This window comes from Amycolatopsis sp. WAC 01376 (genome assembly GCF_003947415.1).
In the GTDB taxonomy this organism is placed as follows: domain Bacteria; phylum Actinomycetota; class Actinomycetes; order Mycobacteriales; family Pseudonocardiaceae; genus Amycolatopsis.
Map to the genome: position 1 here is coordinate 154,952 of NZ_QHKL01000009.1, position 13,422 is coordinate 168,373.

The 13,422-nt window shown below is 67.6% G+C and carries 14 protein-coding genes; 1 reads left to right on the plus strand and 13 read right to left on the minus strand.

Features of this window, described 5'->3' with window-relative positions; translation table 11 throughout:
• Positions 1-112: 112 nt before the first annotated feature.
• Complete coding sequence (locus tag DMH03_RS36135) at positions 113-1,477, minus strand: dicarboxylate/amino acid:cation symporter (protein WP_125796499.1); 1,365 nt, start codon at positions 1,475-1,477, stop codon at positions 113-115.
• Positions 1,478-1,577: 100 nt separating this feature from the next.
• The gene (locus DMH03_RS36140; protein ID WP_125796500.1) at positions 1,578-2,204 is read right to left on the minus strand and encodes a nucleoside triphosphate pyrophosphatase; all 627 of its coding nucleotides are present in this window, start codon (positions 2,202-2,204) and stop codon (positions 1,578-1,580) included.
• A gap of 167 nt (positions 2,205-2,371) precedes the next feature.
• Between DMH03_RS36140 and DMH03_RS36145 the strand changes: the two genes are divergently transcribed.
• Complete coding sequence (locus tag DMH03_RS36145) at positions 2,372-4,177, plus strand: glycoside hydrolase family 3 protein (protein ID WP_125796501.1); 1,806 nt, start codon at positions 2,372-2,374, stop codon at positions 4,175-4,177.
• A 125-nt stretch (positions 4,178-4,302) separates the two neighbouring features.
• On the opposite strand, the gene DMH03_RS36150 is transcribed toward DMH03_RS36145, so the two are convergent.
• The 11 genes from DMH03_RS36150 to DMH03_RS36200 form a co-directional block, all read right to left on the minus strand.
• Positions 4,303-5,916, minus strand: coding sequence for a DHA2 family efflux MFS transporter permease subunit (locus DMH03_RS36150; RefSeq protein ID WP_125796502.1), 1,614 nt, complete (start codon positions 5,914-5,916; stop codon positions 4,303-4,305).
• Positions 5,897-6,523, minus strand: a complete 627-nt coding sequence (locus DMH03_RS36155; protein ID WP_125796503.1) for a PadR family transcriptional regulator — start codon at positions 6,521-6,523, stop codon at positions 5,897-5,899. The genes DMH03_RS36150 and DMH03_RS36155 overlap by 20 nt, the downstream gene beginning before the upstream one ends.
• Positions 6,524-6,673: 150 nt before the next feature.
• Positions 6,674-6,994, minus strand: a complete 321-nt coding sequence (locus tag DMH03_RS36160; protein WP_125796504.1) for a hypothetical protein — start codon at positions 6,992-6,994, stop codon at positions 6,674-6,676.
• Entirely contained in the window at positions 6,991-7,197 is a 207-nt protein-coding gene (locus DMH03_RS36165; RefSeq protein ID WP_125796505.1) for a DUF397 domain-containing protein, read from the minus strand. The genes DMH03_RS36160 and DMH03_RS36165 overlap by 4 nt, the downstream gene beginning before the upstream one ends.
• 197 nt (positions 7,198-7,394) lie before the next feature.
• Entirely contained in the window at positions 7,395-8,228 is an 834-nt protein-coding gene (locus tag DMH03_RS36170; protein ID WP_125796506.1) for a helix-turn-helix transcriptional regulator, read from the minus strand.
• A gap of 85 nt (positions 8,229-8,313) precedes the next feature.
• Positions 8,314-8,532: an acyl-CoA carboxylase subunit epsilon gene (locus DMH03_RS36175; protein WP_125789011.1), complete on the minus strand. Its 219-nt coding sequence runs from the start codon at positions 8,530-8,532 to the stop codon at positions 8,314-8,316.
• Positions 8,529-10,166 (minus strand): acyl-CoA carboxylase subunit beta, encoded by a 1,638-nt coding sequence (locus DMH03_RS36180; protein ID WP_125796507.1) that lies wholly within the window; start codon positions 10,164-10,166, stop codon positions 8,529-8,531. Before DMH03_RS36180 ends, DMH03_RS36175 begins: the two co-directional genes overlap by 4 nt.
• 59 nt (positions 10,167-10,225) lie before the next feature.
• Positions 10,226-10,888: a response regulator transcription factor gene (locus DMH03_RS36185; RefSeq protein ID WP_125796508.1), complete on the minus strand. Its 663-nt coding sequence runs from the start codon at positions 10,886-10,888 to the stop codon at positions 10,226-10,228.
• Entirely contained in the window at positions 10,885-12,036 is a 1,152-nt protein-coding gene (locus DMH03_RS36190; protein WP_125796509.1) for a sensor histidine kinase, read from the minus strand. The genes DMH03_RS36185 and DMH03_RS36190 overlap by 4 nt, the downstream gene beginning before the upstream one ends.
• Before the next feature lie 68 nt (positions 12,037-12,104).
• On the minus strand, positions 12,105-12,923 hold the full coding sequence (locus tag DMH03_RS36195; RefSeq protein ID WP_125796510.1) for an SRPBCC family protein: 819 nt from the start codon (positions 12,921-12,923) through the stop codon (positions 12,105-12,107).
• Positions 12,924-12,975: 52 nt separating this feature from the next.
• Positions 12,976-13,392 carry a MarR family winged helix-turn-helix transcriptional regulator gene (locus tag DMH03_RS36200; RefSeq protein ID WP_125796511.1) on the minus strand — a complete coding sequence of 139 codons (417 nt, stop codon included), beginning with the start codon at positions 13,390-13,392 and terminating at the stop codon, positions 12,976-12,978.
• Between the last annotated feature and the right edge of the window lie 30 nt (positions 13,393-13,422).

Sequence of the window (13,422 nt, forward strand, 5' to 3'; positions counted from 1 at the left end):
TTGCTATCACGCCGGAAGTCGGTGAGGGCCTCCTTCCCTACCCTCAAGGTAGTGAAGGAGGCCCTCACCGACTCCTGGTCCCTCAAGGAGACCTTCACGGACTTAAAGAACCTCAAGCACCCGCGGCAGCAGGCTCCTTCGCAGAGGTAGTAGCCGCTTCGCCGTCGGAAGTGGGCGAAGGGTCTGTCGGCGAGTTGAGCACGTCGTCGTCCAGCAGACCTTCGCTGCGCGCGACGACGACCGGCACGACGATCTGGCCCGCGACGTTGGTCGCGGTCCGCATCATGTCCATGATCGGGTTCACCGAGTAGATCAGCGCGATCCCGAGCGCCACCTGCTGCGCGTCGAGTCCGATGAACGCGGTGGTCAGGGTCAGCGCGGTCAGCCAGCCGGTGGTGCCCGCAGTGGCCAGCGCGCCGAGCACGGCGACCACGACGATGCCGGCGTACTGCCAGATGTTCAGCGAAACACCGGACAGGTTCGCGATGAAGATGGCGCCGATCGCGGGGAACACGGCGGCGCAGCCGTCCATCTTCGTGGCGCTGCCCAGCGGAGTCGCGAAGGCGGCGTACGCGGGCTGGACGCCCAGGTTCACGGCGGACTGCCGGGTCAGGGGCAGCGTCGCGCCCGAAGACTGCGAAGCGAACGCGAACTGGATCGCCGTGCCGGCCTTCGAGAAGAACGTCAGCGGGCTGACCTTCGCCACGAACTGCAGCAGGATCGGGTAGACCACGAACAGCACCAGCAAGCAGCCGACGTACACCGCGAGAGTGGTGGACAACAGCGGCCGGAACAGGGCGTCACCGTAGTTCGAGACCGCGGCGCCGATCAGGCCGATGATGCCGATCGGGGCGAGCCGGACGACCCAGCCGAGGTAGCGCTGGATGATCTCGAAAACGCTGGTGGTGAAGTCGACGAACGGCTTGGCCTTGTCGCCGAGGCTGTAGGCCGCGGCGCCGATCAGCACCGCGAGGAACAGCACCTGAAGGGTCTCGCCCTCGGTGAAGGCGGTGAAGAAGTTCTTCGGCAGGAAGCCTTCGACGAAGGCGCTCCAGGAGCCCCAGTTGTCGACGCTCTTGGTGGCCTTGTCGGCGTTCTTCGCGGTCGCGGCGACGCCTTCGCCGAGGCCGCCGCTGCCCGGGTTGAACAGCTTCGCGACGGCGATGCCGATCAGCGACGCGATGAACGAGGTGATCGCGAACCACAGCACGGTCTTGCCGCCCAGCCGAGCGGCCTTCTTGCCGCCGCCGAGGTTGCGCAGGCTGTTGATACCGACCACGATCGCCGTGAAGACCAGCGGGATCACCGCGATCTGCAGCAGCGTCGTGAAGATCGTGCCGATCTGGTCGAGCAGGTCGGTCAGCCAGCTCGCTTCGGTCGTCCTGGCGAGCACGCCGAGCAGGGCGCCCACGACGAGCGAGCCGAGGACCGCCGCCGCGAAGACCTTTGGCCTTGTGTAGGTCCGAATGAAAGACACGGGGCGACTCCGGTGCGTGAAAGTTTCCTGATTTCCCGAACGTGAAGAACGTTCGGCGAGGCAGGACTCTTCCGGATCACCCGATCGTGTGGGAGTCGTCTCAGGATGCGGGATGGGTCCACAGGTCGATGACGCTGACGCCGACCTCGGCCAGCAAGCGCCGGGTCAGCGGCAGGCTGATCCCGATGACGCTTGAGAAATCGCCGTCGATGCCCTCGATGAACCAGCCGCCGAGCCCGTCCAAGGTGAAACCTCCCGCAACCTGAAGCGGTTCGCCGGACGCGATGTAGGCCTCGATCTCTTCTTGCGACGGCGTGCCGAAGCGAACAGTGGTGCCTTCGGTGCCGGAGGCTTCCTTCGTCCTCACGCCGTCCTCGACGCGGATGATCGCGTGGCCGGTGAGAAGTTCCCCGGTTTTGCCCGCCATCGATGCCCATCGCTCGCGCGCGGCCTCCGGCGTGATCGGCTTCCCGACCATCTCGCCGTTGATCGACAGCATCGAATCGCAGCCCACGATGACCATGTCGGTGTGGCCGCCGAGTGCCTCGAAAACCGCTTCCGCCTTCGCGGCCGCGAGCGCGCGGACCAGCTCCTCCGGCGCCGGATCGGTCAGGGACGCGGCGACGGCGTCCTCGTCGACGCCGGAGACGACGACGCTCGGGTCGAAGCCGGCGGAACGCAGGACGCCGAGGCGGGCGGGGGACTGGGAAGCGAGGACGAAACGCACTTGAAGGAAGGTACTCGACCGCCCTCCGTTGCCTGATTGTGACCTGGAACACCCGAACGTGGAGCTAGTTTGTTGTGGCGCGCAACATATGGATTGTTCGAGCTACGGAGGAACCAATGCCGTCCAGCCTCCGCGTCAGAAGATCGCTTCGCACGACGCAAACCACAGTGCTCGCAGGCCTGCTCCTGGCCGGTACGGCCCTCGCGCCGATCGCTTCGGCCGCCCCTGGGCCGGTCTACAAGAATCCCCACGCTTCGACCTCCGCGCGGGTGAACGACCTGCTCAAGCGGATGAGCCTCGACGACAAGATCGGCCAGATGACCCAGGCCGAACGCGGCGCGGTCACCCCCGATCAGGCCGCCGCGCTCAAGCTGGGGTCCTTGCTCTCCGGCGGTGGCTCGGTGCCCGCCAGCAACACGCCGAACGGGTGGGCCGACATGGTCGACTCGTATCAGAAGGCGGCGATTTCGACGCCGCTCGGCATCCCCACGCTTTACGGCGTCGACGCCGTGCACGGCCACAACAACGTCTACGGCGCGACGATCTTCCCGCACAACATCGGCCTCGGCGCGGCCAACAATCCGCGCCTGGTCGAGAAGATCGGCCGTGCGACGGCGCTGGAAGTCGCCGGAACCGGTCCGCAGTGGGACTTTTCGCCGTGCCTGTGCGTCGCCCGTGACGATCGCTGGGGCCGGACCTACGAATCCTTCGGCGAATCCCCGCGCGACGCCATCGCCAACGCGTCGGCCATCACCGGCCTTCAAGGGCGCAGGCTCGGCGAGAAACCGGGATCGGTGCTCGCGACGGCGAAGCACTACGTCGGCGACGGCGGCACGGCGAACGGCGTCGACCAGGGCGACACCGTGATCAGCGAACGCGAACTGCGTCAGATCCACCTGCCGCCGTTCCGCGAGGCGATCGACCGCGGCGTCGGCTCGGTGATGATCTCGTTCTCCAGTTTCCAAGGTGTGCGCATGCACGCCGAGAAGTACCTCATCACCGACGTCCTCAAGAAGGAACTGCGGTTCTCCGGACTGGTGATCTCGGACTACAACGCGATCAACCAGATCGACGGCAAGGAAGGCTTCACCCCCGAAGAGGTGCGGCTCTCGGTCAACGCGGGCATCGACATGTTCATGGTCCCGTGGGACGCGCCGCAGTTCATCGCCTATCTCAAGGCCGAAGTCGAGGCGGGCCGCGTCTCACGCGACCGGATTGACGACGCGAACCGCCGCGTCCTGGCGGAGAAGTTCAAGCTCGGCCTGTTCGAGCGCCCGTACACCGACCGTTCGCTCCAGAAGACGTTCGGCAGCAAGGAACATCGCGACCTGGCCCGGCAGGCCGTCCGCGAATCCCAGGTACTGCTGAAGAACGACGGTGTGCTGCCACTGGCGAAGAAGAACAACAAGATCTTCGTCGCGGGTAAGAACGCGAACGACATCGGCAACCAGGCGGGCGGCTGGACGCTCACCTGGCAAGGGCAGAGCGGCCCGGTGATCCCGGGCACGACCATCCTCGACGGCATCAAGTCGGGGGCGGGGAAGGGAACCACGGTGACCTATGACCGTGCGGGTGACGGAATCGACGGCAGCTACCAGGTCGCCGTCGCCGTGGTGGGCGAAACGCCGTACGCCGAAGGACAGGGAGACCGTCCGAACGGCTTCGGACTCGACGCGGAAGACCTCGCCACGATCGCCAAGCTGAAGAGCACCGGGGTTCCGGTCGTCGTGGTGACCGTCTCCGGGCGTCCGCTCGACATCGCACCGCAACTGCCGCAGTTCGACGGGCTTCTCGCCGCCTGGCTCCCTGGCAGCGAAGGCGCCGGTGTCGCCGATGTCCTTTACGGCGACTACAACCCGACCGGGAAGCTGACGTTCAGCTGGCCGACCAGTGCGGCGCAGGAACCGGTGAACGTCGGTGACGGCAAGAAGGCGCTGTACCCGTACGGCTACGGCCTGCGGTACCGCCGGTAGCTTCCGCCGTCGGCGCGGATGCAATGAAAGGTCCTTTCCTTGCAAATTTTGCAAGGAAAGGACCTTTCATAGCGTGGGCGGCGGACCCACGAGCCGCATTCAGAGGACTAAATGCGGCAAGGGGGTCAGGCAGCGCCGGCGGCGGGTTCCAGGGCGGGGGAGCGAGGCGCCCGCGCAGCCGGGCGGCGCATGGTGAGCGCCGCGAGCACGCCCAGCACCAGCACCGCGGCCGGGAGTAGCAGCGTCACCCGCGCCGCGTCGGTGAGTCCATTGTGGACGGCGTCGAGCGCGAGCCGTTGCGCCTGCTCGGCGACGTCGGAAGGCAGGCCGGGGAACGCCGTCGGCCCGGAAGAACCGAACTCCCCGGTCGATTCCGCGGCCTTCGCGACGCCTTCCGCGAACGGCGCCCGGTACTGTTCCGGCAACGCGCTCGCGGCCGACACCGCCTCGTCGGCGATCGACGCACTGATCCGCGCCTGCAGCAGCACACCGACGGCGGCGCTGCCGAGTACGCCGCCGACCTGGCGGGCGGTGTTGAAGATGCCCGACGCGGTCCCGACGAGCCGCGGTTCGACCGAACTCATCGCCAGGTTGCCCATCGGCGCGAAGATGAACCCGATTCCGAGACCCGCCACCAGCAGTGCCGGGGTGAGCGTCCACGCGTTCGCTCCCGCCCGCGCGATCAGCGCCACCAGGCCCAGCCCCACGGACAGCGCCGCCAGTCCGATGATCAGCAGGAACTTGCCGTTGACCTTGTCCGAAGCGCGGCCGACGAATGGGCCGATCATGCCCGCCAGCAACGACATCGGCGCGAACAGTAACCCGGACATCGTCGGTGATTCGCCGAGCACGGCCTGGATGTAGATCACCAGCGGCAGGAACATGCCGGTCATCGCGAAGCCGACGGTGACCGCGGTCAGCGCCCCGGCCGAGAAGTTGCGGTTCGCGAAGACACCCAGCGGCAGCAGCGGTTCCTTGCGGTTGAACCGTTGCCACAACACGAAAGCGACCAGCAGCGCGACGCCGGCGCCGATGATCTCGAACACGGTGATCGGCCCGAACACTCGGCCCCACTCGTAGTGCTGTCCATTTTGGACGCCGTAGACGACGCAGAACAAGCCGGCGCCGGACAGCAGGATCCCGGGAACGTCGAAGGAATGCGAGTGTTTCGGCTGCCAGTCCGGCACCTTGAGCAACGCCAGTGCGAACGCGACCACTCCGACCGGAAGGTTGACGAAGAAGATCCATTCCCAGCCGAGGTGGTCGACGAGCACACCGCCGAGCAGCGGTCCGGCGATGGCCGCGATGCCGGCGACACCGCTCCAAAGTCCCATCGCGGGGCCGCGTTTCGACGGCGGGAACAGGTGGCTGATGAACGCCAGCGTCTGCGGCGTCATCAAAGCGGCCCCGAGTCCCTGCACCGCGCGGGCCGCGATCAGCATCTCCACCGAACCGGACAGGCCGCACCACAGCGACGCCAGCGTGAACACCACGAGCCCGGCCAGATAGACGCGTTTCGGGCCGAAGCGGTCGCCGAGGCGGCTGGCGAACAGCATGGGCACCGCGTAGGTGAGCAGGTAGACGCTGATCACCCAGACGATCGCGTTCAGCCCGGCGCCGAGTTCGCGCAGCATCGAGGGAATCGCGGTCGAAACGATCGTGGTGTCCAGCAGGATCATGAAGAAACCCAGGCACAGCGCGGAAAGCGCCGCCCACGGGTTAGCTTGTCTTGCGTTCATCGGTGTCGTCCTCGGTGACCAGGTTGAGGTGCGGCGTGCAGTGCTCCTGGAACCCGATGCGACCGGATTCGAGGTCTCCGATCAGTTTCTGGGTCCAGTCGAGCTCGAAGGCGCGCCGCGCGGTGGCATAGGACCAGTCGAGCCAGTAGACCTCGGGGAGCTTGTGCTCCTTGACCAGGTTTTCGAGCACGACCTGATCGGAAGCGATGGCGGCCTGTAGCCGCAGCACGCGGTGTTTGAGCTGGGTGAGCGTCATCTCCGGGCCGAGCTCGTCGATGACGGCGAGCGCGCTGAGGTACTCGGGGTACTCCTCGGCGGGCGTGGCCAGCATGTCCTGCGCCCGGTCGACGAACTCGTCGCGACCGGCCTCCGTCATCGCGTACAGGGTGCGCTCGGGGCGTTTCCCGTCCCGCTGTGTCTCGACGATCTCGACGAAACCGTTCTCCGCCAGGCGGTCCACCGTGTGGTAGAGCGAGCCGGCCTTCACTTTGACGCGCGTGCTGACGTAGCGCTCCTTCATCAGCTGCGCCATCTCGTACGGATGCATGGGCCGCTCGTGAAGGAGTTCGAGCACCGCCATCGCGAGCGGGGTGAGCTTCGCGGCCATGATAGTCCCCTCGGATGATTCCGTACTGATTATTCCGAGTGGACTATATGGCAGGGCGCGACCGGGCTCAAGTACGGGGTTCGCGTGCTTGGAGGCGTAACTCGCGTGTCTGGAGGCGTGACTCGCGTGCTTGGAGGCGGAACTCGCGGGTCAGTTCAGCGGTCTGGGGCCGATTTCGCGTTCGAGGAAGCGGTGGTACTCGATGGCCGCGATCGAGTTCTCCAGCTGTTCGAACGTCGGCGCGGGGAGCGCGCCGTTGAAGACGATGGTCAGGCTTTTACGCGGGATGTTGATGACGTACGGATCGACGTCCAGCTCCGCGCAGTACTCGCGGAGGACGGCCGTCCAGTGGTCCAGGTCCTCGTCCTCACCGAGGTGCTCCCAGCGCGCGACGATCCAGTTGCCGTTGATCAGCTGGCCCGCCATCTCCCGTGGATGGTGGACCATGTACGGCTCGGCGACGTCGTTCATCGGCCAAGGTGGTCGAGGAGCGCGGCGAAGGACTCGGACGGCAGCACCAGGATGGGCCGGGTCTCGTCCGGCATCGCCCACTGTTTGGTGTCCCGGATGCCGACCAGGCCGGGTGCGGCGCCGACCTCGACGCAGGCGTTCTCTTCCCAGTGCGTGTAGGTCGACTTGTGCCAGCCGGTCATGTTCTCGTGCCAGGTGGTCATCGGAGGCCCTTTCCCCAGTGACTGTTTCGGCAAGTAGACGGGTTGCGCGGCAGCAAGGTTGGCGAGATCGGGTGATCTGTGCCCGCTGGTCGGTGAACGGCTTCGGTGATCGCGTTCGGCGCACGAAAGTGGGCCTTCACCGACAGCTGCTTTACTCACGATGCACTCTCGGAGTGCATAGCGCAAAGGGTCTTAGGTCACCGAAGTGGTTCGACCGCGAGCTGTCGGTAGTCGGCCGCGATCCGCGTCAGATGCGAGCAGGCGACGTCGCCATAAGTGGCGTAGCGCTCGACTTCGGCGAAGTTCTTCTCGTAATCGGCGACTTCGCGTTCGTCCGTCACGAGCGCCGTGGCCGTCTGCGTCCCGAGGAGCACCGCGCGCGAGTCGTAGATGTCGAAACCGTGGAGCACGGCGACCGACACCGGCGTGGTCCACGGGATGACGCCGAGCCGCACCCGGCCGCGGCGGGACACCTCGATGAGGTGACCGAGCTGGGCCAGCATGGTCGCCGCGCCGCCCATGTTCCAGCGCAGGGCGCCTTCGGTGAGCACGAAGTGGAACTCGCGGTTCGAGTCGAGGATCCGCTGGCGTTCCAGCCGGGCCTCGACGGTCTGGTCGCGTTCGTCCGACGGCAGGGAATCGTCGAACAGCGCGGTGATGTAGTCGCGGGTCTGGAGCAGGCCGAACACGATGGTCGGCTGGAAACTGCGGATACGCGCGGACGCCGTCTCGATCTTGCCGATGCGCTGCTGCATCCGCCAGGCGCCGCGCTGGAGGACGACGCGGGCGGGGGACGCCTCTTCGCGGAGGTCCCGCGTGATCGCGACCAACGTCCGCCGGACCTTCGCGGGTGCGCGGTACGCCCGGCACAACGCGACGACCTGGTCCTCCGTCGGCATGAACGCGCCGGTTTCGACGCGGGAGACCTTCGACTGACTGAGACCGGTGAGCCTGGCCGCTTCGGTACCGGACAACCCGGCGGCTTTGCGCAGACGGCGCAACTCGGTGGAAAGCTGATCCTGGTTCGTCACGCACGGCTTTCTGAGGGCGGATCCGGTCGGCAGGACTGTCACCATAGTCCGCGGAAACCGGATCCGCGCCGTCAGAAGGTCCGTGTCAGCGAGGAAGCGCCGAAGCCCGCCAAGCGCCTTCGCCGGGGGCGAGCGGGGCCCGCACGAGTGAAGCCTTGTCCGCCCACCACGAATCCCGTTTCGGTGCCGGTTCCGGCGCCCGCGCGCCGGCCGCCGCCGCGACGACGGCGGTCAGCGCGGCGAGTTCGGCGTCGTCCGGATTGCCGCGGACGACCTTCAGCAGCGGGGTTTCGGGCGTGCTCACAGCGGGATGTTCCCGTGCTTCTTGGGCGGCAGGCTTTCCCGCTTGCCTTGGAGCAGCGACAGCGCCTTCGCGATGTGACCGCGGGTGTGCGCGGGCACGATCACCGAGTCGACGTAACCGCGCTCGGCCGCCGCGTACGGGTTCAGGAGTGTGTCCTCGTACTCCTGGATCAGCTCGGCGCGCAGCGCGTCGACGTCCTTGCCGTCGGCGGCGGCCGCGGCGAGGGTCTTGCGGTGCACGATGTTCGCCGCGCCCTGCGCGCCCATGACCGCGACCTGCGCCGTCGGCCACGCCAGGTTGATGTCCGCGCCGAGGTGCTTCGACCCCATGACGTCGTACGCGCCGCCGTACGCCTTGCGGGTGATGACGGTGACGAGCGGGACGGTCGCTTCGGCATAGGCGTAGATCAGCTTCGCGCCGCGGCGGATGATGCCGTTCCACTCCTGGTCGGTGCCGGGCAGGAAGCCGGGGACGTCGACGAAGGTCAGCACCGGGATGTTGAACGCGTCGCAGGTGCGCACGAACCGCGCGGCCTTCTCGGACGCGTCGATGTCGAGGCAGCCGGCGAACTGGGTCGGCTGGTTCGCCACGATGCCGACGCTGCGCCCGTTCACCCGGCCGAAGCCGACCAGGATGTTGGGTGCGAACAGTTCGTGCACCTCGAGGAAGTCGCCGTCGTCGACGACGCGGTTGATGACCTCGTGCATGTCGTACGGCTGGTTCGGCGAATCCGGGATGAGCGTGTCGAGTTCGCGGTCGGACTCGGTCACGTCGTCGAAGAAGCCGCCCGCCGGCGCGTCCGTCTCGAACAGCGGCGCTTCGGACAGGTTGTTCGCGGGGAGGAACGAGAGCAGTTCTTTGACGTAGGCGATCGCGTCCTCGTCGTCGGAACCGAGGTAGTGCGCGACGCCCGAACGGGTGTTGTGCGTGCGCCCGCCACCGAGTTCCTCGAAAGTGACCTCTTCGCCGGTCACGGTCTTCACGACGTCGGGGCCGGTGATGAACATGTGGGAGGTCTTGTCGACCATCACCACGAAGTCGGTCAGCGCGGGGGAGTAGACGTGCCCGCCCGCGTTGGCGCCCATGATCAGCGAGATCTGCGGGATCACGCCGGACGCCTTGACGTTGCGGTTGAAGATCTCGCCGTACAGCCCGAGCGAGACGACGCCTTCCTGGATCCGCGCGCCGCCGCCCTCGTTGATGCCGATGATCGGACGGCCGGTCTTGATCGCCAGGTCCATCACCTTGACGATCTTCTCGCCGTACACCTCGCCGAGTGAACCGCCGAAGACGGTGACGTCCTGGCTGAACACGCACACCGGGCGGCCGTCGACGGTGCCGTAGCCGGTGACGACGCCATCGCCGTACGGCCTGTTCTTCTCCTGGCCGAAGTTCACCGAGCGGTGCTTCGCCAGCTCGTCGAGTTCGACGAACGAGCCTTCGTCCAGCAGCAGGTCGATCCGCTCGCGGGCGGTCTTCTTGCCCTTGGCGTGCTGTTTCTCCACCGCCCTCGCGGAACCCGCGTGCACCGCCTCGTCATACCGGCGGTACAGGTCGGCCAGCTTGCCGGCCGTCGTGTGGATGTCCGGTTCGTCCTCGGGCGGCGTCCCGAGCGGCTCCGTCGCACTGCTCATGAAACCGCAGCCTAGCTACTCGACGGTCACTTCGCGTGTGGCGTAGGCAACGTCCGTCGCTAGATCGAAGCACGCACCAGACCGGACTCGTAGGCCGCGATCACGAGCTGCGCCCGGTCCCGTGCCGCGAGTTTGTGCAGGAGGTGGCCGATATGCGTCTTCACCGTCGCCAGCCCGAGGTGCAGGGACCCGGCGATCTCGTCGTTCGACAGGCCGCGCGCGATCAGGCCAAGGACCTCGCGTTCGCGGGTGGTGATGTTGTCCAGCGACGCCGCGACGCGCTGGCCCGGTTCGGGCAGCCGGGCGAATTCGGCGATGAGCCTTCGCGTGATCGAAGGGGCGAGCAGTCCTTCGCCCGCCGCGACGACCCGGATCGCGGTCAGCAGTTCGGCGGGCGGGGTGTCCTTCAGCAGGAATCCGCTGGCGCCCGCGCGCAGGGCCGAATAGACGTAGGCGTCGAGGTCGAAGGTCGTCAGCATCAGCACGTGGACGCCTTCGGTGGCGGCCGACGCGCAGATCCGCCGGGTCGCTTCGATGCCGTCCAGCTCCGGCATGCGGACGTCCATCAGCACGACGTCGGGGCGTTCCTTCTCGGCCAGTTCCGCCGCCTCCACGCCGTCGCTCGCCTCCCCGACGACTTCGAGGTCCGGCGCGCTGTCGACGAGCACGCGGAAACTGCCGCGCAGCAACGCCTGGTCGTCGGCGATCAGTACGCGGATCATCGTGTCCCCACTTCCTTGGCGGCGTACGGCAGCCGCGCGAACACCCGGAATCCCCCGGCGGGCAGCGGGCCCGCTTCGAAGTCACCACCGTAGACGGCGACGCGTTCGCGCATGCCGATCAAACCGTGCCCGCCGCCGGTCGACGGCGAGCCTTCGCCGCGCCCGTCGTCGACGATTTCGACGCTGACCTCGCCGGGGCCTTCGGTGATCGTGACCCGGCAGGCCGACGGCCCCGCGTGCTTCACGACGTTGGTCACCGCCTCCTGCGTGATGCGGTACACCGAAAGCGCGACACCTTCGGGGAGGTCGTCGACCGCCTCGCCGGTCAGCTCGACGCGCACCCCGGCCTGTCCGGCGCGTTCGGTGAGGGTCCGCAGGTCGGCGAGTTTCGGCGCGGGGCCCAGGGCCGCTTCGGGCGTCCCGTCACCCGAGCGGAGGACGCCGAGCATCCGCCGCAGTTCGACGAGGGTTTCGCGGCTGGTGAGCTCGATGACCCGCAACGCTTCGCGGGCTTCTTCGGGCTGTTCCCGCGCGACGTGGTTGCCGACGGCCGCCTTGACCGCGATCAGGCTCATGCTGTGCGCGACGACGTCGTGCATTTCGCGCGCGATGCGCAGCCGTTCGTCGGAAACCGCCTGATCGGCCTGGGTTTCGGCGAGCTGGGCCAGATTCGCGCGCCGTTGCCGCGTCATCCAGCCCAGCGCCCACGAACCCACCACCCCGCCGCCCGCGAAGGCGGTCGACGCGATCGTGTTCGGCCCGAGCCGCAGGAACTCGAAGATCATGACGACGACCAGGCCGAGCCCCATCGCGATCAGCGAGCGGGCCCGCGGATGTTCCAGCGCCACGGTGTACAGGGCGCACGCGGTGGCCAGGAGCGCGGCCGGGCCCAGCCCGTTGCCGGCGAGCAGAGCCGGGACCAGGCCGGCGAGGCCGAGGCCGTAGGCGACCAGTGGCCGGTGGCGCCGCAGCGCGATCGCGATCCCGCTGGCGGCGACCGTCGCCCAGGCGAGCCACATCGGGATGGCGATGAGGAACGTCCAGGTCCTCGCGGCGAGGTTCCCGCCGACGGCCACGACGAGGACCACCGCGAGGAGCGCGTCGATCGCGTACGCCACCCGCTGCGGGAGCGCCGACGGCTGTTTCATACGGCGAACTTAGCCGGACGGGTGGCGCGTGCGCGTCCGTCCGGCGGAGGTCATCCCCAGGGTGGAGATCAGCCCCCGTGCACCGCCGCGAAGAACTCCTTCAGTTTTTCGCGCCAGCTTCGCAGCGCCTCGGGCACGACATCGTCTTGTCCGTCCGGGACGGTCTGCGTCAGCTCGACCATGGTGCCGTCGAGTTCGGAATGACTGAACTCCCAGCGCACGACGCCGCCACGTGGCAGGGACAGCTCCAGCAGCCGCGGCGGTTCTTCGCGGATGACCGTGCCTGACGCCTTTTCGGGAGTGACCAGCGCCCAGACGTCGTCGAGCGGTTTCCAGATCAGGTCGCGGCGGAAGCGGATCACCTTGCCCTCACCGGTTTCCAGGACTTCGCCGTCGGCGAGCCCGAACTCCTCGATGTAGGCCTCGATGGGGCCGGCCCAGTCCTGCGGCGGCTCGTGGTCCTCGCCGTCGAGCAGGGCGGTGAGCGAGACGAGGCAGCTGTCCCAGCCGGCGGCCGTGCGGCCCGCCGCGATCCTGGCGATGGCGGGTTCACCCCGGCCGAACGTATGGGTGAACAGCAGGCGGCTGCCGTCGCCCTCCGGAGTGATCTCCCAGCGCAGCACATCTTCGTTCCAGCTGAACGCGAACACGCGAGGCTCGTCGGCTTCGAGGACCTCGCCCGCTGTCGGGGTCTCTTCGCCTTCGAAAGTGAACTCGATGGTCCCGCCCGGTCGCAGGTCGACGGCGACCGCCGCGGGGAACCACTTCGCGAGCTCCGACGGTTCGGTGATCGCCCGCCAGACGCGCTCCGGCCGGTGCGCGAGACGGCGTTCGATCCGCAGCGCGGGACGCTCTCCGACGGTTTCCAACCGGGCGCGAGGGTTCACGGTTACCTCCTAATGTGCCTCAAGGGGAATATAACCGTGGAGGAATACTTGGTCAAACGCCGCGCAGGGCGGCGACCGCGTCCTTCAGCTCGGGGTCGGCTTGGGCCTTGTCGAGGGCCGTCGCCAAGACCTCGTGATAGGTCGGTTCGGTTTCGGCGAGCCGTTTCCTGCCTTCCTTGGTGATGCACGAATACACCCCGCGGCGATCGTTCACGCAGGGGTCTCGTTCCGTCAGGCCGGCGTCTTCGAGGCGGACGACCATCCGGCTCACCGAACTCTGGTTGAGCCCGATCGCCTCGGCGAGTTCCTGCATGCGCAGGACACCCCTCTCGGTGGCGGCCAGCTTGCCGAGCGCGCGGAACTCGGAGAGTCCGAGTCCGTGCCGCCTTTGCAGTGCCTTCGCGAGTTCTTGCTCGATGCGCCCGTGCAGCGTGAGGACACGGCCCCATGCCTGTTCGTCGGCGGTCATGGCGACCTCCCTGGATTTGCTTGACACGAG